Raw genomic sequence first — 26,985 nt, 5'->3', positions numbered from 1 at the left:
TTTTTGAGGAGCGCCAATCAAATTATATCAAATTTCCGAAAAATTATAAATATAAAATAGTGTAAAGCCCTGTATTTCAAAATATTTACTAAATGGTAACAAGCTTGGCAAACATTCTCACATAAATTGTAAAACCTTTCTGAGCGGTTTCAGCCACAAGGTATAAAATTGTGGTTTCAGACCATTAACCTTCCAGGCTTTCCTGTCATTTTTGTTAGCACTTATTCTATTCGCCACGGAACTGTTGCTTACGCCACCAGCTCGCATTTTAACCAGTATAAGCGGAACGTATACAAGTTTTATGCCAATCTTATGAACCATCCTAAGCATCAACTCATAATCTGCTGCACTGCCCATATCCAGTCGGAAATTCCCGTGCTGCTCGTACAAAGACCTTCTTAAAAAGAAAGTAGGATGCGGAGGCATCCAGCCATTTGTAAAGGCATTGGGTTTGTATGCTCCCGACTTCCAGTTTCTTTTTATGACATTGTGATCGGCTGCATCTACGTATTGTAAATCTCCGTAAGCGGCATCTGCATTACTTTCTGTCATTGTTGCCACAACACTGGATATCACATTAACTGAGCTGTAAAAGTCATCAGCGTTTAAGATGCCGACAACATCGCCCGTCGCCAGCTGTATACCCTTATTCATGGCGTCGTAAATGCCCTTGTCCCGCTCACTAACAAATTTATCTATTTTATCTCCGTAAGATTTGATAATTTCTATCGTACCATCCGTTGAATTTCCGTCCACAATAATATATTCAACGTTGCCGTAGTCCTGTGCCAAAACAGAATCAATACAGGAGCGGAGCGTCTTGGCACCGTTGAACACAACTGTTATAATGCTTATCTTCAATTTGTTATTTCTCTTCTTTTGACAAAAACTGCCGGATTTCCCTGATAAATGCTGTAAGGCTCCAATTCTCTTGTAGCTACTGAATTAACAGTCAGTACAGCATGAGATCTCACTGTGATACCCGGACAAACCGTTGACTGTGCACCTATCCATGCCCCATTTTCAATATTGATAGGTTTAACAATCAGATCGAACGTGCTTTTAGTAAAATTATGGTTTCCTGTTAGCAGGAGACAGCCCTGCGACAGACAAACATTTGCCCCGATATTCACCATTGTGAGGTTATCTATCCACACTTTTTCACCAATCCATGTGTCATTTTCCACAGATAGAAACCATGGATACTTAATATTGACTTTCGGTTTTATAACCACATTTCTGCCGATTTTAGCCCCGAACAATTCCAATATCAGCTTTTTGACAGACATTGGGAAAGGTATATATGTATTAACAAATACTCTGGAGATGATGTACCATAATAGTTGTTTCAGTTTTCCTCCCGGCTTATACCAGCTGTTATTATACGCGGACAGACTGGTTTGGATTTGCGAGGTCTTTTCCATATTCTGTCTTGAAATGTACAATAATGTCTTGTTTGTTCCTGCCCGCTCTTTGATACACTTCGTAAATCTTGGCATCAACAAGGAACCGGTACCAGAACCCTTGTAAAAAGTGCCATACGAGCCCTTTATTACCATCCAAAAATCCCAGTTTTATGATATATCTGAAAATAAAATATAGGAACGGACGTGTAAAGAGTGGCAGGCCGGCATATTTAATCTTTAAAAAGCGGGTTCGCTGCTCCTGATTACCCCAAAAGTTCGGTGTAACAGTTGGTTTGTCACCAAAGTTATACTTTATATTTAATAAATCTATAACCTCACGAATGGCGTAATTGTTATGTTTTTGCGTCCACCACGTCAGATTATTGAGATTGTGATCGACCAGGTCGTTTTGTAGTTGTGCAGTATTGCCAGCGCTTAGCTTGATATGCTCATCCATCCAGAGTTCTTCGCAAATTCCCAAGCCATTACGCCAGATCCGAAGCAACCAGATAGGGTAGTAGCCGCCGCGCCGGATCCACTGATTCATGAAAAACACACGGCGTTTTACATAGAACCCCGAAATGTCAGCAGGAGTATTGGCCAGGTCGTTATTGAGTTCAACTGCCAGTTCATGTGTAATGTATTCATCTGCATCCATACGCATGAGCCAGGATGTTTTGAACGGGTTATGATCAATTCCGAAGTTGAACTGGAAAGCGTAAGATACCCATGTATTTTGAACAACCACTGCGCCAAGCGACTCCGCTATTGCAACTGTGTTGTCAGAAGAAAATGAGTCCACAATGAAGATTTTATCCGTAACCTGCTGAAGGCTTTTAATGCATCTCTCAATGTGTTGCGACTCATTGTGCGTTAAAATGATGACGGATAAATCAATCATAAGTTACTTATAGGCGAATTTCTGTTCGTTACAGTGTGCTGAATACGGGCACAAAGGTAATCAGATTTTCTTTACTTTCTTGTATTCTTCCAATAACTGATTCGCGACCACTTTGATGTCGAAGTTTTCAGTTACCATGTTGTAGGCATTGTTTGCTATCGTTTGCGCGTAGTCAGAATCTTGTAATATTTTAAGAAGTCCCTCTGCTACTCCATCAGCGTTTAAGGGTGTTAAGTATGCTGCGTTGTACTTTTTAATGTAATCTCCGAAACCAACCCTGTCTGATACAAGCGCTGGTACGCGGGATGTCATAGCTTCCAGTACCGCTATTGAGAAACCCTCGGAATAGGAAGGAAGAACGAATAGGTCGGCATCAGATAGAGCTTCTTTTTTGTCTGTATCCGTTAACATTCCAACCAGCTTCACCTTTCCGGCCAGATTATTGTTTCTGATAAAATCTTCTGTTTCTTTCTGATAACCATCATCCGGGCCCGCCAAAATCAACATCGCATCCGGAACCGACTGATGCACTTTCAGAAATCCGGGTAGTAACAAATCCAGTCCTTTTTTGATATTTAGCCGGCCCATAAAAAGCACAACCTTCTGAGTAGGAGAAATGTTATGTTTTGATCGGAAAATACCTTTGGCAGGCAAACTGCTATACTCTGCCACCTTCATTCCATTGGGCACGATCACCATATTTTTTGGTCGATAGCCTAAATACCTGATCACATCCTGCTCTTCGTCCGTGTTATTGATTTGGATTAGGTCAGCTTTGCCAAGTAATCTTTTCTGATACAGTAAAGTAACAATCTGTTTTTTCCACTTGCTGTGCGCCACAGCCCAGTGATCTAGCAGACCATGAATCGTTACCACCAGAACCGCCTTATTAGGCAACAGGAAAGGTGCAAGGCTTCCAAAGTGCCAAATACCATGCATGTGGATCACATCATATTTATCGATATTGGCTTTGAGATATTGGTACATTTCAATCGAAAACTCCCTGTAATAATTACTTATGGGGGTAGTTCTTGCACATTCTATCAATGTAGCTCCCTCGGGAACCGGATAGCTTTTTTCACCGGGAGTCATCGGGCTGAGTATGTCCACCTGATGGCCGTAACGAAGTACTTCCGTGGTGTGGTCATAAATAATTCTTGCCGGACCGCCTATTGCCCATGTGTAGGCGCATATATTTAAAATTCTCATAGTCTATTAGAAGTGTGGCAGGTAGCTTGGTTCCTTCCTGTTGAAATTATTTAGCGTCATAAATTATGATAGCATTTCACCATTTCAGCGGCTACTTTTTTAGAGGAAAATCGTTCTACCAATTTTTTTGATTCCATCCCCATTTCATTTATTTTGTCAGGATGCTGCATGAAATAGAACAGTGCTTTATCTAAAGTTGGCTGTTTTTTTGGGTTGAATGTAAAACCGTTTACCCCGTTCGATACAAGATCCCCGGCACAGCCACAGGTTTCGGATACAATTACAGGCATGCCGCAAACCATGGCCTCATTCACCACAAGCCCCCACGGCTCAGACAAACTTGGTAGAACCAGTATGTCACTTTTTGCAAGCCAGGAAGGCACCTTATACCATGGGAAACCGCCAGCGAACTGAATGTTACCGGGAAAACTGCTCTTTGCTGCCAGTTCTTGCAGATGTTTTTTCTCAGGGCCTTCACCTACAAACAGCAGATTCCAAAATTCGCCGATGGGCTCTTCGTCCTGTAATTTCATAAAGCTCCCGAGTAACATTTCCAGATTCTTTTCTGGTGCGAGCCGCCCTACAAATACGAATGTGTTGTGTTTGGTATCTGCTTGTGAATTAGGCAATTGCTTTTTCGCCTGATCAAAGTTAGATTTTATAATGTCTTCATCAATCACAGCGGCATTATCAACTGCAATTTTGGAACGGTTTATTCCCAAATTAATAAGATAATCCGCCGAACTTTTACCAAAACAGAAGAAAGCATCCGCCATTCCCACAATCCATTTTTTTATTTTTTCTTTAATTCCTGAACGGTTGTGGTCTGCTGTGGAGGATTCCGATGAAAGCACAATTTTAACGCCTTTCCTCCGGGCGTATACCATTAAAATAACCTGAGCCCAATCAAACCAGCCAGTCACGTTTAAAACTGTTGGTTTAAAGGAATCAAAGGTCCGGATGAGAGCTCGTAGTCTTTCTGAAAAACCAACCTGATCCAGATTTTTTTGAAAAAGAACCTCGTAGGAATATTCGTATGGAAAACTTTTTTCGTCCTGCATACCGCTGCGGCTGGCTTCATGTAAAGCAATGTGTGCAACATGAAACTTGCTGTCGGGGTATTGCAGCTTCATATTGGCGCTTATCTCACTGAAAAGTTTTGATTTATAATGCGCCCATAACTGATTGTGAATAATGAGAACGCGCATTAAGGTTTCGCTTTTAAATATTCAGAGAAAATAGGGTACAAGTTATTGGCAAGAAATACCTGTCCTTCGTTGTTGTAGTGGACCACATCCAGGTTTCGGTAGTATTCCTTTTTAATGCCAAGATCGAATTCATTTACCAGCCGGATGTCCTTTTCCTTCGCGAATTCAATTATTTCATCACCCTGATCATTAAAATGTCCCAGTTCTATTTCGGATGTTTCGGGATGAAGATATATGAACATAGGAATTCCTGCATTTTTTGCCAGATCGTAGATTTGCTGGTAACCCGGGTTAAAACCTATACCTGGCTTCCTGATACCGGCATCGTTAAGCTCAATTTTTTTTATGGTATCTTTTTGGACGGAATCCGGCAGCGTCATTTTTACCTCTTCTTTTTTTCCTATTGTCTCCTCAGTCATATTTTTATCGGAATTGAATGAGGGAAGCAATGCCAGGAAATTATACCAGATCCAATAGCGATATCGATCCCAAACTTCCACCAATGCAACACTATATTGTTTGTCAGGCATTCCTGGATCTATCCCCACCGGACTTTGATGGGACATGATGTCGTGTGCGTCGTGGCTGCTTGTTACGAGGCCAATAACCTTTGCCTTAAAAAGACCATGTTTTTTTAAATAAGCTGCAACATTATCAGGCCCCCAGGAACCGGCAGAAATATTAAGGATCCTTACTTTTTTTCCCAATTCTTTTGTGAAACGCCTTTCCAACATGGTTGACCCGATATTGTCATGATCGGTGAGACTTCCACCGTTGATCACCGAGTCGCCAACCAAAAGAATCACAATGCTGTCCGATGGGGACAACTCCTCACTGCGCATAGAAAGACTATTGGTCAATATACGATTGCCGAATCGGTTTACTTCCTGATTCGGAGCATAGATGTATTCAAAGTCGGGATCATTTATGTATAGCGGAGAATTGCAAAAACCATACACTTTTCTAAGTACAATTTCAGTAACTCCGGCAATTAACAGGATTGCAATTAAAAATCTTAAAAAATATTTCAACATAAATGGTCCCAGGTCTGCGATGTGTGCAGATGCAAATTTAGAATTACTTTTCCCATTTACGATCCTTTAGGCGATCGACAGTATAAATAGTAAAGTATCATAACGATAAAACGGACTTACCGTTTCATAACATTTCAATTAATTCAATACGGTTTCCAAAAGGATCACGAAAAGAAAACCTGTTACGATCCGGAATTTTGCTCAAATATTTTACTGCAATGCCATGGCTTTTAAGCTGATACTCGGCATCTGCTAAACTTGTTACTTCAAAAGCAGGATGCCTTTGCGACAACTGCTGAATTCCTTCTGCGCGGATGTGAAGCTGAATGTCGCCAATTTGAAACCAAATGGCGCGATTGGGAATGGGGTAGCCCAAATCTGTAAGCTCTTCAAGACCAAGGACGTTTCCATAAAATTGCCTTGCATCCTGTTCTGCGCCTTCCGGAATGCAAATCATTACATGATCCAGGCGCTTAAATTCAATATTCATTATTTGTTGTATTTGAAGCTCAAAGCTACTGCCATAATTTGTACAAACCTTGGAATTCGCCAATTTTGAGTGCAGGTTTTAATCCATATTAATATCAATTTTTCGAACCTGATTGAATGCGATCGGATTGTTTTACCAAATCCGTATCCTGTTTCCCGTTCTTCCAGACTGCTTCAATTTTTCGGGTATTCATAATATCTGTGAGCGGATTGGCTTCCAACAGAACAAAGTCAGCTTTCTTACCAATCTCAATGGAGCCGTAATCTTTATCAATCCCTAACACCCTGGCGGCATTCAGCGTGCTTATGCGAATTACATCTAAAGGTTTGATTCCTGCTTGTACCATCAACTCCATTTCGTAGTGTTCCGAGAAACCCTGCGGCCGTATCGGGAAAGCTCCCGAATCTGTACCAAGCGCCACGATGATGCCGGCATCAAAAACTTTCTTCAAATTGATCAGTGCTGTTTTAGCTGCCTTTTTATTCTTTTCATAATCAGGAGAATTTCTGATTTTATCCTGATACGTTTTGTCAGAAATCATTTCATATACGCCTGGTTCAAGAGATCTCTTAAAAAAATCTGACGACATCCATTCCGGCTGGTCAGCGTAGATGTACGCATAATGATCAAGAGTTAGTGTCGGAATGTACGTTACATTCTTCTCCTTCATCAATTTAAGCAATTCATCATCTACTTCCTGATCTCTGATACTGTGACCAATGATGTCTAAACCTGCCATCACAAGCTTTTTGGCATCCTCAACATAGAACAGGTGCGCGGTTACCGAAATATTTCTTTTGTGAGCTTCCGAGATGATGCGTGAATAAATCTCAGGTTTCATTTTTGAAGCTTTTCCACCATGATCATCCACCCACATTTTGACGGTTGTAGGTTTGACTGCGGCAAGGTTATTCATCATGGCAGGTACCTGATCCTCGCTTTCAGGCCTCAACAGAAGATTCATCCACGAACCCGGGTTGCTGTCAGGAACATTAAAACCATATCCGGCTGAAAAAAGCCTGGCACCTGGCAGCAACCCTGCAACAGTGGAATCGCGTAATCCGTTTTCAAAAATGAGCGGACGATCCGTTCCCATCACCAAGACGGAATTGATACCGTAACCTTGATAATGTTCCAGTTGTCTGAGAATATTTTCTCTGGTGTAGTTTTCGGCGCTGGAGGTATTTCCTTTTAATGTGCCAACATGCGTGTGTGCGGAAATGAATGACGGGATCATGGTTTTCCCCTTCATATCAAATTTTCTACTGTCTTTCGATTCCAAACCTTTTCCGATCTTTAAAATACGGTCACCATCAATCAGTACGTCAACTGACTTTTGCGCAGGTTTGCCGGTGCCATCAATCAGGGTTACGTTTTGTATTAAAACCGTTTCCTGTGCAAATCCGGCACTGACCCACAGCGAGAAAAGTATGGAATAGGAGAGTTTCATAATTTAAATGCTATTAAGTTAATTTTAAATGAGCGGTTGAAATAACTGTTCCAATCGGTTTATGACGTGTTTAAAATAAAAAAGACCTGCAAAATGGATCGCAGGTCTTCCGGAATATGAAACTGAAACCTTACGCCCGCTCCGAAAAGTAGTGCAAAGCAGTTTCCTTGTCGCGTTTTATTTGTTCCATCAGCTCAGGTAATCCGTTGAATTTTTGTTCTGGTCTGAGATAATGTAAAAGTTCCAATTGTACGTTCTCTCCATATATTTCCCTGTCAAAATCGAAGAGATTGGCTTCAATGGTTTTGCTGGTCCCGTCTACTGTCGGGCGTGTACCGATATTGAGCATACCATTAAAAACTCCTCCTTTGTAGTTCGCTCTTACTACATACACTCCGTTTTGAGGAATAAGTTTGTACGATTCATCAGGATGTACGTTGGCGGTGGGGAAACCAATGGTTCTGCCAAGTTGCTTGCCTTTTACAACATTACCTGAAATCGTATATGGTCTGCCAAGCAGTTCGTTCGCATCCTCAATTTGCCCGGTTAAAAGTGCTTTTCTGATCCTTGACGAGCTAATTGCCAGGTCTTCGATATCCTGCCGGGGAATCTCTTCAACCTCAAATCCATATTGAGAACAGTTGTCTTTTAAAAACTCAAAACTTCCTTCCCGGTTCTTGCCAAATCGATGATCGTATCCGATTACCAGTTTTTTAGTTCCGATCTTATCTACCAATACCTGTTGAATAAACTCGTTGGAAGTAAGTTCTGAAAATGACCTCGTGAAAGGAATAATGGCAAGATGATTAATACCCAATCGGGCGAAAAGCTCAATTTTCTCCTCAATGGTGGACAACAGCTGTAAGGTTTGCCCGTTTTCGGATACCACAGTACGCGGGTGCGGCCAAAAGGTAAGGACAAGGGTTTCGCCGCCGGACTGCTCACTCAATTCCTGAAGTCTTGAAAGAATTTTTTTATGCCCAATGTGAACTCCGTCAAAAGTGCCGCTGGTAACGACTGCATTGTCGAGTCGCTGAATGGAATCCAGGTTATGGTAAATGTTCATTCGTCAACTGGTAACTTCAACTCAATTCTTTTCTGATAAATGAACTCCGTTAAATCAGCTGCATTTTTTAATTCAAATGCACCGATCCGCGTTCTGCACAAGGCGCTCAGATAAGCACCGCTTTGTGCCAGCTGACCAAAATCCCTCACGATACTGCGAATGTATGTACCTTTTGTACACACAATCCTAAAGTCAATAGATGGGAAATTAGTCGGGTCTATCTCAAATAAAGAAATTTCTACACTTCTCTTTTTGATTTCGGCGGTTTCCCCTCGTCTGGCCTTCTTGTACAATCTTTCACCATCAACCTTCACAGCAGAATAAATCGGCGGAACCTGCTCTATATGTCCAAGAAATTGTTGTCTTGTAGTTTCAAGCAATTCTGGTGTGATGTGATCAACAGGGTACTCGCCATCAAACTCTGTTTCAAGATCGATGGAAGGAGTTGTTTTTCCCAGGACAAAGGTTCCTGTGTATTCCTTTTCCTGAGCCTGATAGGTATCAATTTGCTTGGTCTTTTTTCCTGTACAAAGTATCAACAATCCCGTCGCCAAAGGATCCAGCGTACCGGCATGACCTATTTTGCTGAATTTGCAGGCCCGTTTAAGCTTGTTGGCAACATCAAATGATGTCCAGCTCAAAGGTTTGTTGATCAGTATTACTTCCCCCTCATCGGGTGTATTTATTTCCTTGTTCAATTCTATTTTCTTTTGGTAAAAACATTGTCAATACCGTCATCTTGATGATATTGATAATGCAATAATAGTTTAAAATAATAAACCACAGAGCAGTGCCCTGTGGTTTATTATTCCTGAATGTAAATTCTTAAACAATGTCCAGTTTGTAACCTGAGGCCAGAAGTCCCAGCAAAACCAAACCAAGTATGATGCGATAGTAACCGAAAATTTTAAATCCGTATTTGGTTAAAAAACTGATAAAAAATTTAATAGCCAGCATCGCAACTACAAAAGCGACCAGATTTCCCAGAAGTAAAATCTTGATATCTTCTGCCTGAATTGTGTCGTATGTTTTTAATAATTTGTAACCACCAGCAGCCGCCATAGTAGGAACCGCAAGGAAGAATGAGAACTCCGCCGCCTGTTTTCTTGACAACCCCTGTAACATACCTCCGATAATCGTAGAGGCTGATCTTGAAACCCCCGGTATCATTGCGATACATTGAAAGAAACCTATTTTCAATGCGTCGAAGTAAGATATTTCTCTTTCGGAGGTAGTGTCGTTGGCAATACGATCTATAAAAACGAGAATAATGCCACCAACAAGAAGGGAAACGGCTACTACAATGACGTTTTCCAGCATAGAATCGATCAGATCGTTCAGTAGGAAACCAAGAATTGCGGCCGGAATAAAAGCTACGAAAAGTTTAAAGTAGAATTCAGTGGACTGAAAGAAACGCTTCCAGTAGAGTACAACAACCGAAAGGATTGCGCCAAACTGAATGTTGACTGTAAACATTTTGGTAAATTCCAGATGACTAATCCCCATAAACGAGGACGCGATAATCATGTGGCCTGTGGAAGATACTGGTAAGAACTCGGTAATTCCTTCAATAATTGCTAAAATAATCGCCTGCCAAATACTCATGAATCCGTGGGTTTACGTAAAATAGCCCAAAACTCTATGATGAAGCCGGTAATTGTAATCAGAGGACCTACGGTAAGACCCAAAACGCCGAACCCAAATTCTTCGGTATCAAATGTCATGATTAGGAAACCACCCAAAATTACAGCCAGGCCAACAAGCATGGTGATGTAGTTGGAGGAAGAAAAAGGGAGATTACTTTTACTGTTGCTCATGTCTCTTCGTTGTTATAAAAATGAAAGTCTTTTAGTATAAATCATCCAGCGCCATACGCAGATAACGGGCAAGCGATTGATAGGTACTTGCAATGCCAATGGAAATCCCAAGAATCAAAACCGCACCTACTAGTATAATAATTTTATCGTATTCCTGCAGGATTGCCAGCCCTTCCACATTTCTTACCGCCAATTGTTGTAATCCGATCAATAAACCGCCGGCTACAATGCCGCCAACAAGCCCTTGTGTGGCTCCCCGGAGGACATATGGCCGTTGTATAAATCCATTGGTGGCACCTACCAGCTGCATGCTACGGATGAGAAAGCGCTGAGAATAGATAGCAAGTTTGATTGTGTTGTTAACAAGCAACACGATGATGATCAGCATAATAAGCGCAAAACTGGCGAGGATTACGTATATCTTTGTGACATTACGATTAATGCTGTCGGCCAGATCTTCCTGATAAACAACTTCGTACGTTCCGTTCAACTGTTCAAGATCTTTTTTGATCAGCTGCAATTTTGCTTCTTCAAAATAATCTTCCCCAATCTTTACCCGGTAACTGTCACGAAGCGGATTGTCTTCAAGAAAGGTGGTAAAGTTTTCTTTTGTTCCCTGTATAAATTCTTTTGCGGCCTCTTCCTTAGATACAAAAGTGATGGGTGGAACCTCTGTTGATACCAGAACGTAAGGTTTGGTTTTGATAATGTTCAATACAGAATCTTTACCTGTCTGAGTGATTTCTTTATCCAGAAATACCCTTACCTCAATATTCTGGCGGATAATGGAAACCAGTTTTTTAGATTGTATTACAAGCAGTCCGCAAAAACCAATCAGGAACAATGCCGCCGTGAGACTCATGACAATCATCGCATTTGGGTAACTACCGATCTTCTTCTTTTTAGGCATAAGCGTGTGAAATTTCGCAAGTGGAGGCCGGAAAAATTGTGTTTCCAGACTGACAAGGGCAAAAATAACAATTTAAATGACAATGAATCTTACTTAAGACGATGCTTAACTATTTTTAACTTTAACAAGTTTACTAGTTTCTACGGCCCATCTCATCCCGTATCTTGGCCGCTTTTTCGTAGTCTTCTTTCGAAAGAGCATCGTCGAGCATTCTTTGGAGCTCGTCAAATGAAACGTCGCGGAGTTGCTCTTTCGACGAACCTTTGGAAGGAAGTGTTTCTTTTATAGTCTCCTGATCGTCTTCATCCTCCTCCTCATCTGCCGACGAAGAAATAATGCCCGCCTCCGAAAGGATGGCCTCGTAAGTAAAAATAGGAATGTCGAATCTAAGACCGATGGCGATGGCATCAGATGGCCTTGCATCCACTTCTACCTCACGAAGTCTGTCTGTACAAACGATCTTTGCATAAAAAATCCCTTCTTTGAGATCAGAGATCACAATTTCTTTCAAAGTATAATTCATCCCGTCTGCAAAGGATTTGAAAAGGTCGTGCGTCATGGGTCTGTTTGGCACGATGTTCTCAATCTGAACCGCAATGGCTTGTGCCTCGAACACACCGATAATGATAGGCAGCCTGCGGTTGCCCAATTCCTCACCCAACACCAATGCAAATGATCCCGCCTGAGACTGGCTGGGAGATAGTCCCAGAATTTCTAACTTAATTTTTTTCACGTTTAAACTTTCTGCGCAGACGCAAGTTTTTGTTAACAGCTGTGGTGATATTTTCTTTACTTGGCTGTGAGATCAAAGTCACATCCTAGCTTAAATGGGTCGATATTCTATATTAATATTTGACTGAATTTCAGGATATTAACCAATAAAAAATCTGAACCGTTCCTTCTGGTTTATTTGAAGGCAAGGTTTTAAGGTTGCAAAAATAAATAACCCGTCCTGCATAAAAAAATGCCTGACGGGTTAAGTATGGTTACACCCGAAGGTGGGGTTTGACAAATATGCTTAATTGCTTGATAAATAGACTTATGAGTGATTTTGAAAAAATGAAATTAATTCAAAATCACGTCAGGCAACGTTTATTTTAAGTTTCTTGCAGCCTCAGTCAATTTTGGCAGGATTTCAAACACGTCTCCTACAATTCCATAGTCCGCGGCCTTGAAAAACGGAGCTTCGGGATCTTTGTTAATGACAACAATACACTTTGATCCGTTAACACCGGCAAGGTGCTGAATAGCTCCTGAAATACCACAAGCTATGTATAAGTTGGGAGCAACCTTTATACCAGTTTGCCCGATGTGCTCATGATGCGGGCGCCAGTCCAGATCGGAAACTGGTTTGGAGCAACCTGTAGCAGCACCGAGTGCGGAAGCAAGATCGAGCAAAGGTTGCCATTGGTCAGGACTTTTCATTCCACGCCCGCCAGACACAATGATGTCGGCCTCGGTAAGTGACAATTCCGAAGCAGCCTTTTCAACATTGGTAACCGTCGCTTTAAAGTCAGAATCTCTGAGGTTAGGAGAGAAGGCTTCCACAACTGCCTGTACGGTTGACAAAGCGTTTTCATCTATTTCAACCGCATTCTTTTTAACAACCAATATCTTGATATCCGATTTTATCTCTGTGGTGGCAAATGCCTTACCTGTATAAATGCTTCTTGTAACTTTAAAAGAACCATTGATTTCAGGTAATTCGGTTACGCCGGATACAACTCCTGCCTTTAGTTTCGCAGCTGCGCGAGCAGCAACGGCATCACCAAGGCCTGACTTGGAAATAATAATTACCTTACTTTGTTCCTGATTCACAGCCTGCACCAACGCATCGGCATAAGCTAGACTATTTTCGTGATTCAGTTTCTCTCCCGAAGCATGCAGGACTTTTGTCGCACCGTAATGTCCGGCTTTTTCAAGTTCAGAAGAATCTGCACTACCAAAGGCGAGTACTGTCGCTTCTCCGCCCGTTTTTTCTGCAACTTTGGATCCGTATAAGATCGCTTCCAGAGAAGTCTTTTTTATAACTCCGTTATCTAATTCTATAAATATGAGGACTGACATGATTTAGAAATTTTTAAATGAGTGAATTGATGAATGACTGTTCTTTTCGCAGCAAAACCGTAGGTTTAGCGTGAAAAGCGTTTTGCTACAACACCTTGGCCTCAGTTTGCAGAAGCTTTATAAGTGTTGCTGCTTCGTCCGCCGGTATCATCTTACAAGCGCCCTTTGGCGCTGGTAAAGCATATTTCCCCGGCGTGGTCATTTCATCGACGGATACAGGCTCCAACACCTGCAAAGGTTTTGTACGGGCAGTCATGATACCGCGCATGTTTGGTATTTTCCATTCCGCAATGGGCTCCTGGCATCCAAGCACCAGCGGTAATGATACCGTCAACGTTTCTTTGCCGCCGTCTATTTCCCGTGCAATGGTTGCGGTTGTTCCGTTTATTTCAAGTTTCATCACAGGTGAATAGGAGGGTATTTCGAGCATTTCACCAACCAAACCATGAACGACTCCACTATTGAAATCAATTGATTCCCGACCCATGAGAATCAAATCATAATTATTTTGTTTGGCTACATGCGCAATCTGGCTGGCGGTAAAGTAGGAATCCAGCGGATCGGCGTTGATTCTGATCGCGTCATCTGCACCAATTGCCAGCGCCTTTCGTATTTGAGGATCAGCGTCAGCTTCGCCTACGTGAAGGACAGTAAGTGTCCCGCCTGATTGCTCCTTAAGCTCAACGCCACGTGCTAAAGCATAGTCGTCGTATGGGCCTATGATGTATTGGACGCCGTTTTTATTAAGTTTGGTGTCGTTATCTGTGAAGGTTATTTTAGCTGTCGTATCTGGTACGTTGGTTATACAAACGAGTATTTTCATGATAATTTTTAACTTTTCTGAGAATAACTTTGTCTTTTCACAAATTAAGGAAAATCTTAAATAGTATGCAAGCATAATAATTTCAATGAAACAGTCACTTCTGGATAATTTACTGGCCTTTTATCAGGAAGAGCCAACCGATCCGTTCAACATATATGCGCTCGCACTGGAGTATTCTAAAACTGATGCAGTAAACGCAGCGCGCTTTTTTGATATACTGCTTGCCGAGCATCCGGCGTATCTGCCGACATACTATCATGCTGCGGCTTTTTTTGCTATGCAGGAAAACATTGAGAAAGCCGAAAAGCTGTATAATGATGGCATCGCTTTGGCTTTGAAACAGAACAATTTAAAGACGCATCAGGAGCTTGTGAGGGCTTACAGAGGCTTTTTAGACGAAATTGAGGATTAAACTGTTCAGTCCAAAATTTGCTCCGTACGAGAAAAGCACGTACCTTTACCCCTTATATAGGAAATACTACATGGCGAACTATTTACGGCTAATACATTTATTCTCTCCGCCAGACATAGTTTGATAGTTGTTTTTGAGTTCCTCGCTTAAAGCGTAAAAAATTATTCGTTAATATTTATGGAAAAGGAATCGTTCATTCCACTTGTTGTAAAGTGGGCACAAGCTCATGGTTTTAAGGAAATCCAGGCTAATATGGAAGGGTATGAAACCCCGAAATCTTACGAAAGAGCCGCTGATAATATAAAATTCACACCAGACGTAACTGGGGTGAACATGTTCAACAGGCACTATCTGGAAGTTTCTATGAAAACTGAACAGCTTAGAGGTAGCATTTCCAAGTGGAAACTTCTAAGTGAATTGGCAGGCATGAAAGGTGCTAAGCTATACTTAATGGCACCGAGAGGTCACGTGCGATTTACACGTGAGATGATTGAGCAATACAACATTCCTGCTGAGGTCATTAAGATCGATTAAGGCAGATATAATTTAAATCGGGTGGATGATAATTATCGTCCACCCGATTTTTTTGCTACAAGTAAGTGAGAAGCTCCTTCATGATCAAAGTCATACCTGGTTCCGCCGCCTGTGCTGCCGCAATTATTTTTGACAGTTCTGCTTTTTCCAGCGTTTCAGGAATTCCAATGTCTGTAATGACAGACAAACCGAAGCATCGCATGTTCATCTGTCTTGCTGCTATAACCTCCGGGACCGTACTCATTCCTACCACATCCCCGCCAAGCTGCCGCAATATGCGGTATTCCGAACGTGTTTCAAGCTGAGGACCCGTTACACTGACATATACACCGGTATGAGTAGTAATGCTGTTTGCTTTGGCAATGTCGGCCGCTCGTTCGACAAGAATATTATCGTAAACTTCGCTCATGTCCGGGAAGCGATCCCCAAACTCCGGAAAATGCTGTCCGGTGAGCGGATTCTGAGGCAGGAAAAGGCTGATATGGTCCTTAATGATCATCAGATCGCTAATCTTGTATTCGGGGTTGAGGCTTCCGCAGGCATTGGAAACCAATAGTGTATGAATCCCGAGCCACTTCATAACCCGAACCGGAAATACAACCTGCTGCATGGTATAACCTTCATAGTAATGAAACCTGCCTTGCATGCAAACTACCCTTTTCCCGGACAGTTCTCCAAAAATGAGTTTACCTGAATGAGACTCGACCGTGGACACAGGAAATCCAGGGATGTCGCTGTATGAAATTGAGAAACTTATGTCAATATCCTTTACCAGTGCCCCAAGTCCTGTTCCGAGTATAATTCCAAATTCAGGTTTGAATTGACCTGTTTTGTCCTTTATATACTGACTTGCAGTTTCAATTTGTTCTAAAAGCATTTTTTCTCTTTGTTTGATAAAAATCCCCGCGACTTTCTGTTCGCAGGGTTACTTCCCTTTAAGCTTGTCATTGAGCCAATTGCTCATGATTTCTCGTTCGTCGGCGTAAGTCCAATGTCCCGTGTCCTGATAAAGTTTCAGCTCTTTTGGGGCAGTTGTAACATTATATGCAGCATACATGGAGGTTGGCGGACACGTTTCATCATTGAAGCCCCACATGTAATAACCCGGCACTTTCACCCGTCGTGCAAAATTTACCACGTCGTAATATCCGATCGTATTCAGCTTTTCCTTGGTATTGTTGTATTCAACGCTGTTTTTGTCAAAATAATGAGGCCAGCCACCAGCTCTTCCATGTAAGTAACCAGTAACATCACTCAGCGCAGGATAAAATGCTCCAAGCCATTTAACTCTTGGATCCAGCGCGGCAGTGACAATAGATAACGCGCCACCCTGGCTTCCTCCGGTAACGGCAAGGTTTTGTCCGTCATATTGTGGCAGGCTCGTCAGAAAATCATTTGCTCTCACACATCCCAAGTATACTCTTTTATAATAAAAGCGGTCACGGTTATCGAGATTGTAGGACGGATAGCCATTGAGCAAACCCTGCCCCATATCGGTGTAGACAGAAGGGTCCATAATCACAGATACTCCGTGAATACCTATTTCCAGCGTGATAATCCCCTTTTCTGCCGAGGCTACATCGCCGTAGTAAGGTCGTACACCAGCTCCGGGAACGCGTAGCAGGGCTGGGTATTTTCCCTCTTTCTTAGGCATAGTGAGGATTCCGTATACACGTACATTCGTTCTGTTGTTTTGCAAATTGACATGATATACGTTCACATTTGCGGTGCATCTTTCAGGTAACAAAGTCATTTTTGCATCCATGGGAACTTCCGCGAGTTCCTTTTTTGCAGCTGCCCAAAAAGCGTCAAAGTCTTGCGGATCACTCACGGTTGGCTGAATTTGTAATGGATTAAAGCCTGCCGTAGCAAGTCCGCGGTATTCGGCACCATCTATAACAGCATAAGCAACACAACGAAGAAAACCCGGTGTCTTCATGGTTCCTCCATCGATTGTAATTTTACCATCTGTCGCTGTCTTAGTCTGTTTTATTGTGGGCTCTAACTTTTCAAGTCCGATTTCATAGCGAATGGGAACGTTCTTTACCAAATTGCCATTTCGGATTACAGAGACAGTAAACTGGACCTTTTCACCTGTTTTGTACGTCCAATCCTCGTGGTCGGCAGCTACAATTACATCAACGTAACGTTTGACCGGCTGTGCGTAAACAGTCGAGAATGCTAAAAAGAGAAAAACTTGTAATAGTAGGAAGCGATTTTTCATAGAGTTATTAATAAATCATTTAGATTATACTTGCAGGTAAAGGGAGAAAATAGCTAAATCTTTAAAAAGACTGCAACATTTTTTGCGATTAGCGGTAATTTGCCGGTGTAAATAACTCAGAACCAAATTGTGTTTTGAACTCCAAAAGTAAGATTTGATGATCCGAATTAACAAATTTATAAGTGAAACGGGCTATTGCTCACGCAGAGAGGCCGACAAACTCGTGGAGCAAGGTAAGGTTATACTCAACGGGCGCGTGGCAGTTTTGGGAGATAAAGCGGGTGAAGGTGATGAAGTCACAGTTAATGGTAAATCCTTAAACTTAAAAAGGGCAGGAGTGTATATCGCTTTTAATAAACCAGTTGGAATAACCTGTACAACCGAACGGCAGATAAAGGGAAACATCATCGATTACATTTCACATCCTGAACGTATTTTTCCTATCGGCCGGCTCGACAAACCTTCCGAAGGGCTGATTTTTCTGACCAGTGATGGTGATATTGTAAACAAGATTCTGCGGGCGGGGAATAACCATGAGAAGGAATATGTAGTAACGGTTGACAGGATTATAACTCCTGAGTTCATTCGGAAAATGGGGGCGGGGGTGCCTATTTTAGATACTGTAACCAAGAAGTGCTTTGTTCGTAAAGACAGTAATTATGTATTCACAATCATCCTGACACAGGGGCTTAACAGACAGATCCGCCGCATGTGTGAGTACCTGGGCTACTCTGTAACCAAGTTAGAGCGGGTCAGGATCATGAATGTTACGCTGGACAATATTCCGGTTGGAAAGTGGCGTGACCTTACCAGCGATGAAATGAAATTCATAAATAATGCTGTTGCCGATTCTGTAAAAACAGAAGACGGCTCTTATGTAAATGTCATAGATGACGGGTTATCAGATTAAAACCATCTGTAGATGGTGCTTTGAAGGGGATTTACGGAACTCCATTGTGTTATAGACTTCCCTGTGCTTTCCCATGATTTCTGGTACTTTTCTCTCACTTCCAAAATTTCTTTCGCTTGTAGGCTTGTTGGAATTTCGCCGGGAACGATGAGAAGGGGATTGAGAGATCCATAGCCACTTCCGTTTCTGATTCCTTCAACAGTCCATAACAAACATTCTGATAAAATCAGATACCGACGACCGTCAGGAGCGGGTAAAGACGACTTGGAGGAGATTGGGTTTCCGGGATAACCTGCAATGTGGCTTGTATCTTTGGCTAGTTCCAGAAGTCTGTCAATGTGTGAAGCATTGAACCTGGGTAATTGATATGGATCATGATTGCCTTTTTTAACAAGAGATATGAACTGATCCGTATCAGGATTAGCCGGGTCAAAGCTCTTTTTACAACCCAATGAAAGTAGAATGAGCAGGAAACATAGGTAAAGCTTGTTCATAACGTAGAGGCTCTTTGTGTTCTGAAATGATAGAGCAATATTGCGATGAATTGGTTGGAGAGGCCACGGCAGTTTTTAGGTAGTTTCATTATATTCTGCCAGTCTACGTCTTTCATTTAAAGAAAACCAACAATACTTCCTACCAGCCACTTATGAAATTTTTTCTCCTTGGAATTTTAATTTTCTCTTCCTTTTCGTTGCGCTCTCAATCCCTGTCTGTATGGAATAAAGCGTATGATGCTGAAAATCCTGTTGACTGGTTGGTAAAACCTGTTGAAGGTAAAGCGGCAATATACCAGTCCGCAGACGGAAAGGATATCGTTTTGTACAACAGTCTCTTAAAGAGAAGTTTTCGTGTGGCTCCGGATCTTGCGTGCATCAGTTATAAAAACCAAACGACAAAACAGGAGCTGATCCGTGCGGTGCAGCCAGAGGCTCGTGTTGTGATTAGTGGCAGAAGTTATCCGGTAGGAGGTTTGACAGGACAGAAAGAAAATGGTTATCTGTTGACTGAATGGGTGGATAAAATGACGGCTTCGGATAGCGCTTTTCATTTTATAAACTATTCTGTTTCAGAATTGAAAAATCAGCTGAACTGGAAAACCAATATGTGGACCGGTAACACTCAGTTGCCCACCGGGAAAAGGATAACCTTTCATTTTAAATCTGATTTTGCAGCACTAAAGAATCTGGAAGTACAGGTACATTATGCTTTGTATGATGGATTGCCGCTGCTGAGTAAATGGGTTACGGTTCACAATAACAGTGGAGGTGAAGTACTTGTAGATCAGATTGTAAATGAGATTCTGGCTATAACAGAAGAGGAGAGTGCTGTGGTGGGAAGCCCAGAGAAAATGGCCAAACCCAATGGGATTTACATCGAAAACAATTTTGCCTTTAACAATGCGATGCGTTATCCGCTCAGCGACCAGGCTACACACTGGAAAGTTGATCCAACGTATACATCGCAGGTTAACTATGATTTTCAAACTCCATGCCTGTTGGAAATTCACCCTAAAATACCGATTGGTGTGAAAGTGAAAAGTGGAAATTTTCTGGAATCTGTCAGGACCTACGAGCTTTTGCAGGATTCTTATGACCGTGAACGAAAAGGACTCGCCATACGCCGAATGTACCGGACAATAGCTCCGTGGGTTACCAGTAATCCGATATTCATGCATCTTGTCAGTAAAAATGATCAGGAGGTTAAAACCGCCATTGACCAGTGTGCTGCAACAGGATACGAAGCCCTTATTTTAAGTTTTGGCAGCCATTGCAACATGGAAGACACCACTGGCGTGAACCTGGAAAAATGGAAAGCACTGGCCGACTACGCACATAGTAAAAATATCCAGATCGGAAGTTATTCTCTTTTTAGCTCACGAAAGATTAGTGCTGAGGACGATGTAATTGATCCCAAAACAGGAAAGCCGGGGGGAGCGTTTTTTGGGAATGCGCCTTGCATGGGAAGTAAGTGGGGACTCACGTATCTTGAAAAGCTTAAAATCTTTATGAAATATTCCGGGTTCAATATCTTCGAAAACGATGGGCCGTATCCGGGTGATGTTTGCGCTTCTACAAGTCATCCCGGTCATGATGGACTACATGATTCTCAGTGGAAACAAATGGAATTGCAAAAGGGCTTGTACCGCTGGTGCAATGAAAACGGGATATATGTAAATGCACCGGATTGGTACTTTCTGGATGGAACCAACAAGATTGCTTTGGGGTATCGGGAAGTCAATTTTTCTCTTTCCAGAGATCAGCAGAAGATACTGAACAGGCAGAATATTTTTGATGCAACCTGGGCTGAAACTCCCTCGATGGTGTGGGGATTTGTTCCGCTCACTAAATATCAGGGAGGAGATGCAGATGCTATTTTGGAACCGTTGTCGGAGCATTTGGATGCTTACGAACAGCTGATGATGCAATACTACGGCGCCGGAATTCAGGCATGTTACCGTGGACCAAGGTTGTACGATACGGAGTCGACCCGAAAAACTGTGGTTAATGTGGTAACCTGGTATAAAAAGTATAGGGATATACTCAATTCGGATATTATTCACCTGCGCCGTGCCGATGGGCGTGACTGGGATGGTATTATGCATGTGAACCCGGCTCTGAAAGCAAAGGGGCTGGTTATGTTGTACAATCCCCAAAAGGAAGACGTGACCCGTGAAATCAGCATTCCGGTATACTTCACAGGCAAGCACGATCAGGTCAAGATTCGTGAAAAAGAAGGACATTCAAAGCCGTATAAAGTAAGCAGAAACTACGAGGTTAGTGTATCAATAAATATTCCTGCAAATGGATATACATGGCTGGTTTTAGAGTGAAATGATGCAGGATCTCTATTATTAGCACAAGTACAGTTGTTATTACAACCCATTGGAATGGTTTTTTAAAAGCCTTGGAAAACCATTTCCTATGAGTACTGAAATTTCCAAAATACTTCGCTGGGTCTTATTACTAATAGCCGTTCCGGTAGGCTTCTACCTAGGTAAACCTTTTCTTGCTCCTCTTGTCATAGCAATTGTACTTTCTATGATGCTGGTTCCGGTGATGGACTGGTTAATGAGCAAAAACGTTAAACGTGGCTGGGCCGTAGCTGGCAGCACACTACTTCTGATCTTATTCATGTGCTTCCTGGGAGGCCTTATTACGATTCAGGTCAAAATGATAGCAAAAGATTGGACCGAGATCGAAAAAACATCTCTGAGTCTGCTCGAAGACGCTCAGGCATTTATACAGGATAAGATTGGTGTGGATCCTGACAAACAACTGGAACAGGCCAAGGGAATGCTTGCAAGCCTGGGAAAGGGCGGACCGGCGGCATTGGGGACTGTTGGTACAAGTATAGCCAACGTCATTCTCATTATAGTTTACGTCGTATTGGTTTTATCCCAACGGGAGCGTTTTAAAGAATTTATACTCCTTAATGTTGATCGGTCCGAACAGGAACGCGTTCGCAAAGTTCTTAAAGAAATCAGAAAAACCTCCGGAGGGTATTTTTGGGGAATGTTCAAAGCCATGATCATCCTCGCCATTTTGTACGGAACCGGTTTTATGATCGGGGGAATTAAATACGCACCGTTATTGGCGCTCATTGCAGCTGTATTTTCTTTCATACCCTATTTAGGCAATGCCATCGGTGGAAGTTTGGCTGCCATGCTGGCAATGGTTTCAGGAGGATTTGATAGTGTTTTAGTAGTTGTGGGTGTTATGTTCGCTGCGCAGATGATCGACAATTACGTTACGCAGCCTTACGTCGTTGGCAAGGAAGTTGATCTCAATCCTTTCATGACAATTACCTCGGTAATCGGATTTGGGCTACTTTGGGGCGTTGCCGGAGCTGTAATAGCAATTCCCATATCAGGCATTTTAAGAGTATCTTTTCATCATTTCAAAGAGACAAGATCATTCGCTTTTCTGATGGGTAACGAAAAACCAAATTCTGCCCCGGAAGGTATCAGAGAACAGCGGGATAAAATGAAAAACCTGAATTAATCTGCAAAGGACCCGGAAGCGGACTGATTCTGTTTCCGGGCCTTTATCAAATAATAGTTGTGGGTACCTGCTTACCTGTTGCACAACTGCATTACATTTTTTCCAACTCCATAATTACCGGAAGCACCAGCGCTACCTCTTTTTCCAGTTGTGTTAGCAGTTCATGAACCAGAATGGAATCAAATGTATCAAGATGCTCTAATTCCTGAGCTATTGAGGTTACTGTCGTTAAAAATGCTGACGCAGATGCCCCTTTCAGACGGTGGGCAGTGGATTTAATTGCTATCAGGTCTTTGGATTCATACTGCAGTTTCAAATCTGAAAGGCTCTTGGCAAGAGACTCTCGTGTGAGCGCCAGAAACTCAGCTATAAACTCCTGATCGTACATATAAGTGCTCTTTAACTTCTCAATGTCGAAATGGGCATTTTGAGAAACCAAATCGGGTTGAAACAAATCCTGTCTCGCTAGGTCAGCGGTGGTGGCAAATTTGCTTATAACTGTCCGGATAGAGTCTTCAACAAAGGGTTTGGAGATAAAATCGTCCATGCCGGCTTCCAGGCATTTATCTCTTTCTCCTTTTACGTTTCCGGCGGTAAGAGCCACAATAGGGATGTGGTGATCTTTCATTAATTTCCTGATAGCAAAAGTGGCTTCATATCCATTCATTTCAGGCATTTGCAGATCCATGAAAATCAGATCGGGAATCTGCTTTTTACATATTTCCACTGCTTCCAGACCATTTGCAGCTTCAAGGATGTTGGCCTTGGGAGCTATTTTGCCTATGATTGTTTTTGCCAGGAACATATTAACCGGATTGTCTTCTGCAATTAGAACGGTCAGAGAGTTTGTGTTTATCTCGGTGAGTTCGTCAGTATGCTTCTGAATTTCAATACTTTCTCTTTGAGATAATCGAGACAAACATAAAAAGACGTCATTGAGCTTAATTGGTTTCATGAGCCGGTAATTCACTTTTAGCTCTTCGCATCCCTTGATGACCGTTGCATCATCCGCTGAACTGTTGAGGAGTACAATAGGAAGGTCGTCGGTGTGGCCAGGATATGTGCTTCTGATCTTACGGATCGTTTCCAGACCATCCATGTAAGGCATGTGATAATCCATCAACACAGCATCATACTGAACCGCGGTGTCCAGCGCTTCGAGTGCTTCAAATCCATTCCTGACCTGGTCCGATTCGATTTTGAGTAATTGAAGCATTTTTTCAACAATGAGCCGGTTGTTTTCATTGTCATCTACAATCAAAACTTTCTTGATGGATTCAACATTTTCCCACAAAATGGGCTCTCCGGGTTCCGATTGCATCACGAGGTCGAAAAAGAATGTGCTACCAACACCATGAATACTATTCAGCTGCAGGTAGCTTCCCATCATGGCAAGCAATTTGTTAGAAATTGTGAGACCAAGCCCGGTACCTCCGTATTTTTTTGTTGTAGAGCCATCTTCCTGCAAAAACGCATCAAATATTTTCGCCTGTTTCTCTTCTCTCACTCCAATGCCGGTATCCCGCACAATGAAGCGACACTTTATCAGATCACTAAACTCGGGATCATATTCAAGAATCTCGATTTTAAGTTCAATTTCGCCCGTTTCAGTGAACTTGGCAGCATTACTTAGTAAGTTGATCAGAACTTGTTTGAGGCGTATGTCATCCACCCACACAAACCTGGGCAGATTGGGCGGAATGTTGAGCAGCATTTCCAAACCTTTATTCTGAATTGGAAAAGAAATGATGTCAGCGGATTGGGAAGTAATGTCATAAATGTCACATTTGTCAATGTCCAGTTCCAGCTTACCTGCCTCAATTTTAGAGAAGTCGAGGATGTCATTGATAATGCTGAGCAGCGCATTGGCAGACTGATTCACTATTCCAAGATACTGTTTTTGCGTATCTGTCATCTTGGTTTTGAGGACCAGATCTGTAAATCCAATTATACCATTCAGAGGAGTTCGGATCTCGTGGCTCATATTCGCCAGAAATTCTGACTTGGCTATACTTGCCTGTTCAGATTGAAGTTTTGCCTGTTTAAGCTCTTCCCTCCGTAATGTTGTCTCAGTAATATCCTGCGTAAACATCATGATACCTCCCACAGAGCCATCGAATTGAAACCAGGGCCTCACTTCCCATTTGAGATATTGATCCGAAGACCATCCTATCGGTCGCCATCTTTGTTCGTTACTGGTAATGATTTCGCCGTTCAGGCATCGCTGGTGAATGCTTTTCCAATCCTCACCAATATTTGGAAACACTTCGTAGTGAGAAGCGGCTATAATATCCTGTCCATCAAGTTTATACTCTTCCAACCACTTGCGACTCACAGCGAGGTAACGAATGTCTTTGTCGAGCATAGCAACCGCTGCCGGTGCATGTTCCACAAATGCCAGAAGGCGGGCTCTTTCGTTAAACAGTTCTTTTTCCGCCTTTTTTCTGGCCGAAAGATCAGTCGCAACGCCAAGATATCCGGTGATTTTATCATTGTAGTCCCGTATTGTAGTAACAACCAGTGTAACAGGTACTAAGTTGCCATCTTTTGAGCAGTATGTCCATTCCCTCACTTCCGAAGTTTGCAGCTCTGCTATATGAACAAATATTCTGAAACCTTCGATAGGATAACCGAACTGTGCGGAAAGCTGGGCAGAGCGGAGCTCTAATTCTTCGGAAAGGTGAAGATGGTCTGGTTTATATTTACCAATCATTTCGGCAGAGCTATATCCCAGTAACTTTTCCGCACCTCGATTGAAAACCGTGATTAGTCCATCGACATCGGTAGCGATAATGCTTACTTCCGAAGCAGCGTTTAAAACGTCATCCAGCAATTTTTTGGAATTGACGATTTCCAGCTCCGCACGTTTTTTTTCGTCGATATCCTGAAACATGCCATACAGCTTTTTTCCTATCCCCGCGTCCGATTCAGCATGACCAATTGTGCGGATCCACTTTTGTTTTCCGCTGGCAGTCGTTAGTTCCAGTTCCAGATCAAAACTCTTACCTGTTGAAATAGCGTGAGTTATCGCTTCCGAAATTTTGTGATAACTTTCTTTCTTTCGATAAAAGCCCATGGCAGTTTCCAGGTCAGGCATAAAGTCCCGCTCAACCTCGTGGATTTGCCTCGTTATTTCTGACCAGTAAACCTGATTATTGACCAGATCCACTTCCCAACCGCCAACCCTGGCCATCTGACTGGTTTGAACAACTATTCGCTGAACTTGTTCCAGGTTTTTTGCCAATTTCTGGCTTTCTGTCACGTCCACAGAATTACCCACCACGTAATTCTCTCCATGTTCGTTTTTTATGAGAATGTTATGATAGCTCCATATCCGGTACGAACCGTTTTTATGCCTTGTGGTCATGAGGCCGCTTGCTATACCGTTTGTCTGAATATCTTCCAGGTATTTTACCAGCGTAAGGTGGTGCTTTTCAGGAATGAGGTCAAACAGGCTCATTTTCAAAACCTCTTGTTTGGTATATCCCAGCAGAGTTGCGCCGGCCGTGTTGACTGTGAGAAAATTGGCTCGCATATCATGCGTGCACATCAGTCCTTGCGAATTCTCAAAAAACGAGCGAAAATTATCTTCACTCAGCTTAAGTTTTTCTTCTTTGACCTTTTCCTCAGTTATATCCCGTCCAATGCAAAACAAATTGCCTGTGGATTGTTCAGGGGTAGTCACCCATTGGATGTACACATAATGACCGTCGCGATGGCGTATCCGATGAACTGTGTTGAGAGTTAATTTTCCGTTAACCAGGGCAGAGAGGTCGGAGGTCGTCTTTTCTGCATCATCAGGATGAACAAGATCCAAAAAGTGCCGGCTCAAAATATAATCTTTGTCCCAACCCAGCACTTCGCTAAAAGCTGGATTGATCTTTTTGAAAAACCCGTCCGTTCCGGCAATACAGATGAGGTCATTGGAAAGGTTGAAAAGCCGGTCGAAATTCTTGCGCTCTTCCCGTTTCCGTTGGTCAACGATGAGAGACATCGCCTGTTCTGCCAACAATTTTAAGGCTTGTTTCTGTCCGTCGTTGAGTTTTTTTGCCTCATTGCCAAATACACAAATTGTGCCTAATGCGTATCCGTTCGGGTCAATCAGCGGATACCCCGCGTAGAAGCGTACAAAAGGTTCGTCGGTGACATAAGCGTTGGATTCGAATCGCGCATCAAGCGTGGCATCTTCTACTTCCAGCAAGCGATCATCCATTATCGTGAATCTGCAAAAAGCAAGATCTCTACTGGTTTCCTGTAAATCCAATCCATATCCGGACTTAAACCACTGCCTGGATTCATCAATAAGTGAAACCATTGACATGGGCACGCCACAGATTATGGATGCCAGTTCTGTGAGCCGGTCAAAATCTTTTTCGTGATTTGTATCGAGTATCTGGTAACTGTGCAGGGCTTCGAGCCTTTTAGCTTCGTTATCCGGAAGAGGGGTGAAGTTCATTTCAAGGTTGAGTATTCTAATTGCTATAAATTTCAATATTTTTTTTTAATAAATAAAGAAGCGAATC

At 42.4% G+C, this 26,985-nt stretch carries 25 protein-coding genes; 5 read left to right on the top strand and 20 right to left on the bottom strand.

Translation table 11 applies throughout. The annotated features are described in order from the left end of the window. Window positions 1-117: 117 nt before the first annotated feature. The 16 genes from LZG71_RS03880 to LZG71_RS03805 all read right to left on the bottom strand — a co-directional run bounded on the left by LZG71_RS03880 (window position 118) and on the right by LZG71_RS03805 (window position 14,381). Window positions 118-861, bottom strand: a complete 744-nt coding sequence (locus tag LZG71_RS03880; protein ID WP_233817177.1) for a glycosyltransferase family 2 protein — start codon at window positions 859-861, stop codon at window positions 118-120. Beyond that, window positions 858-1,424: a WcaF family extracellular polysaccharide biosynthesis acetyltransferase gene (locus LZG71_RS03875; protein WP_233817175.1), complete on the bottom strand. Its 567-nt coding sequence runs from the start codon at window positions 1,422-1,424 to the stop codon at window positions 858-860. Before LZG71_RS03875 ends, LZG71_RS03880 begins: the two co-directional genes overlap by 4 nt. Further along, the gene (locus LZG71_RS03870) at window positions 1,381-2,307 is read right to left on the bottom strand and encodes a glycosyltransferase family 2 protein (protein ID WP_233817173.1); all 927 of its coding nucleotides are present in this window, start codon (window positions 2,305-2,307) and stop codon (window positions 1,381-1,383) included. Before LZG71_RS03870 ends, LZG71_RS03875 begins: the two co-directional genes overlap by 44 nt. 60 nt (window positions 2,308-2,367) lie before the next feature. Continuing rightward, window positions 2,368-3,516: a glycosyltransferase gene (locus tag LZG71_RS03865; RefSeq protein ID WP_233817171.1), complete on the bottom strand. Its 1,149-nt coding sequence runs from the start codon at window positions 3,514-3,516 to the stop codon at window positions 2,368-2,370. 56 nt (window positions 3,517-3,572) lie between these two features. Further along, on the bottom strand, window positions 3,573-4,724 hold the full coding sequence (locus tag LZG71_RS03860) for a glycosyltransferase family 4 protein (protein WP_233817169.1): 1,152 nt from the start codon (window positions 4,722-4,724) through the stop codon (window positions 3,573-3,575). Next, window positions 4,724-5,758 carry a hypothetical protein gene (locus LZG71_RS03855; RefSeq protein WP_233817168.1) on the bottom strand — a complete coding sequence of 345 codons (1,035 nt, stop codon included), beginning with the start codon at window positions 5,756-5,758 and terminating at the stop codon, window positions 4,724-4,726. The genes LZG71_RS03860 and LZG71_RS03855 overlap by 1 nt, the downstream gene beginning before the upstream one ends. 124 nt (window positions 5,759-5,882) lie before the next feature. After that, window positions 5,883-6,248, bottom strand: coding sequence for a VOC family protein (locus LZG71_RS03850; RefSeq protein ID WP_233817166.1), 366 nt, complete (start codon window positions 6,246-6,248; stop codon window positions 5,883-5,885). Between the two features lie 94 nt (window positions 6,249-6,342). Then, window positions 6,343-7,698, bottom strand: coding sequence for an amidohydrolase family protein (locus tag LZG71_RS03845; RefSeq protein ID WP_233817164.1), 1,356 nt, complete (start codon window positions 7,696-7,698; stop codon window positions 6,343-6,345). Between the two features lie 130 nt (window positions 7,699-7,828). After that, window positions 7,829-8,764, bottom strand: coding sequence for a bifunctional riboflavin kinase/FAD synthetase (locus LZG71_RS03840; RefSeq protein WP_233817161.1), 936 nt, complete (start codon window positions 8,762-8,764; stop codon window positions 7,829-7,831). Continuing rightward, complete coding sequence (gene truB, locus LZG71_RS03835) at window positions 8,761-9,462, bottom strand: tRNA pseudouridine(55) synthase TruB (RefSeq protein ID WP_233817159.1); 702 nt, start codon at window positions 9,460-9,462, stop codon at window positions 8,761-8,763. The genes LZG71_RS03840 and truB overlap by 4 nt, the downstream gene beginning before the upstream one ends. 127 nt (window positions 9,463-9,589) lie before the next feature. After that, the gene (locus LZG71_RS03830) at window positions 9,590-10,369 is read right to left on the bottom strand and encodes an undecaprenyl-diphosphate phosphatase (RefSeq protein WP_233817157.1); all 780 of its coding nucleotides are present in this window, start codon (window positions 10,367-10,369) and stop codon (window positions 9,590-9,592) included. After that, window positions 10,366-10,581 (bottom strand): DUF3098 domain-containing protein, encoded by a 216-nt coding sequence (locus LZG71_RS03825; RefSeq protein ID WP_233817155.1) that lies wholly within the window; start codon window positions 10,579-10,581, stop codon window positions 10,366-10,368. Before LZG71_RS03825 ends, LZG71_RS03830 begins: the two co-directional genes overlap by 4 nt. Window positions 10,582-10,612: 31 nt before the next feature. Then, complete coding sequence (locus LZG71_RS03820) at window positions 10,613-11,491, bottom strand: ABC transporter permease (RefSeq protein WP_233817152.1); 879 nt, start codon at window positions 11,489-11,491, stop codon at window positions 10,613-10,615. 133 nt (window positions 11,492-11,624) lie between these two features. Then, window positions 11,625-12,224: a bifunctional nuclease family protein gene (locus LZG71_RS03815; RefSeq protein ID WP_233817150.1), complete on the bottom strand. Its 600-nt coding sequence runs from the start codon at window positions 12,222-12,224 to the stop codon at window positions 11,625-11,627. Between the two features lie 359 nt (window positions 12,225-12,583). After that, on the bottom strand, window positions 12,584-13,558 hold the full coding sequence (locus tag LZG71_RS03810; protein ID WP_233817148.1) for an electron transfer flavoprotein subunit alpha/FixB family protein: 975 nt from the start codon (window positions 13,556-13,558) through the stop codon (window positions 12,584-12,586). Between the two features lie 85 nt (window positions 13,559-13,643). Beyond that, on the bottom strand, window positions 13,644-14,381 hold the full coding sequence (locus tag LZG71_RS03805; RefSeq protein ID WP_233817146.1) for an electron transfer flavoprotein subunit beta/FixA family protein: 738 nt from the start codon (window positions 14,379-14,381) through the stop codon (window positions 13,644-13,646). A gap of 85 nt (window positions 14,382-14,466) precedes the next feature. Between LZG71_RS03805 and LZG71_RS03800 the strand changes: the two genes are divergently transcribed. Both LZG71_RS03800 and LZG71_RS03795 read left to right on the top strand, forming a co-directional pair. Beyond that, window positions 14,467-14,793: a tetratricopeptide repeat protein gene (locus tag LZG71_RS03800; RefSeq protein ID WP_233817144.1), complete on the top strand. Its 327-nt coding sequence runs from the start codon at window positions 14,467-14,469 to the stop codon at window positions 14,791-14,793. A gap of 177 nt (window positions 14,794-14,970) precedes the next feature. Next, window positions 14,971-15,327, top strand: coding sequence for a hypothetical protein (locus LZG71_RS03795; RefSeq protein ID WP_233817142.1), 357 nt, complete (start codon window positions 14,971-14,973; stop codon window positions 15,325-15,327). 55 nt (window positions 15,328-15,382) lie between these two features. Here the strand turns inward: LZG71_RS03795 and LZG71_RS03790 are convergent, their stop codons facing one another. Continuing rightward, a complete protein-coding gene (locus LZG71_RS03790) occupies window positions 15,383-16,204 on the bottom strand; it encodes a purine-nucleoside phosphorylase (protein WP_233817140.1) in 822 nt (273 codons plus the stop codon). Window positions 16,205-16,252: 48 nt separating this feature from the next. Then, complete coding sequence (locus tag LZG71_RS03785) at window positions 16,253-17,551, bottom strand: acetylxylan esterase (protein ID WP_233817138.1); 1,299 nt, start codon at window positions 17,549-17,551, stop codon at window positions 16,253-16,255. Between the two features lie 157 nt (window positions 17,552-17,708). On the opposite strand from LZG71_RS03785, the gene rluF reads away from it, so the two are divergent. Beyond that, window positions 17,709-18,461: a 23S rRNA pseudouridine(2604) synthase RluF gene (gene rluF / locus LZG71_RS03780; protein WP_233817136.1), complete on the top strand. Its 753-nt coding sequence runs from the start codon at window positions 17,709-17,711 to the stop codon at window positions 18,459-18,461. On the opposite strand, the gene LZG71_RS03775 is transcribed toward rluF, so the two are convergent. Beyond that, window positions 18,458-18,955: a DUF4943 family protein gene (locus LZG71_RS03775; RefSeq protein WP_233817134.1), complete on the bottom strand. Its 498-nt coding sequence runs from the start codon at window positions 18,953-18,955 to the stop codon at window positions 18,458-18,460. The genes rluF and LZG71_RS03775 overlap by 4 nt on opposite strands. Before the next feature lie 152 nt (window positions 18,956-19,107). Here LZG71_RS03775 and LZG71_RS03770 point away from each other — a divergent pair, with 152 nt between their 5' ends. Together LZG71_RS03770 and LZG71_RS03765 are read left to right on the top strand one after the other, a co-directional pair. Further along, the gene (locus tag LZG71_RS03770; protein ID WP_233817132.1) at window positions 19,108-21,291 is read left to right on the top strand and encodes an alpha-galactosidase; all 2,184 of its coding nucleotides are present in this window, start codon (window positions 19,108-19,110) and stop codon (window positions 21,289-21,291) included. A 91-nt stretch (window positions 21,292-21,382) separates the two neighbouring features. Continuing rightward, window positions 21,383-22,462, top strand: coding sequence for an AI-2E family transporter (locus tag LZG71_RS03765; RefSeq protein WP_233817131.1), 1,080 nt, complete (start codon window positions 21,383-21,385; stop codon window positions 22,460-22,462). Window positions 22,463-22,553: 91 nt separating this feature from the next. On the opposite strand, the gene LZG71_RS03760 is transcribed toward LZG71_RS03765, so the two are convergent. After that, window positions 22,554-26,918, bottom strand: a complete 4,365-nt coding sequence (locus LZG71_RS03760; RefSeq protein ID WP_233817129.1) for a PAS domain S-box protein — start codon at window positions 26,916-26,918, stop codon at window positions 22,554-22,556. Window positions 26,919-26,985 lie beyond the last annotated feature (67 nt).

Source organism: Dyadobacter sp. CY312 (genome assembly GCF_021390535.1).
Taxonomy (GTDB): Bacteria; Bacteroidota; Bacteroidia; order Cytophagales; family Spirosomataceae; genus Dyadobacter.
Note: the sequence above shows the minus strand (reverse complement) of the source record. Positions and strands in the feature narration are given on the sequence as shown.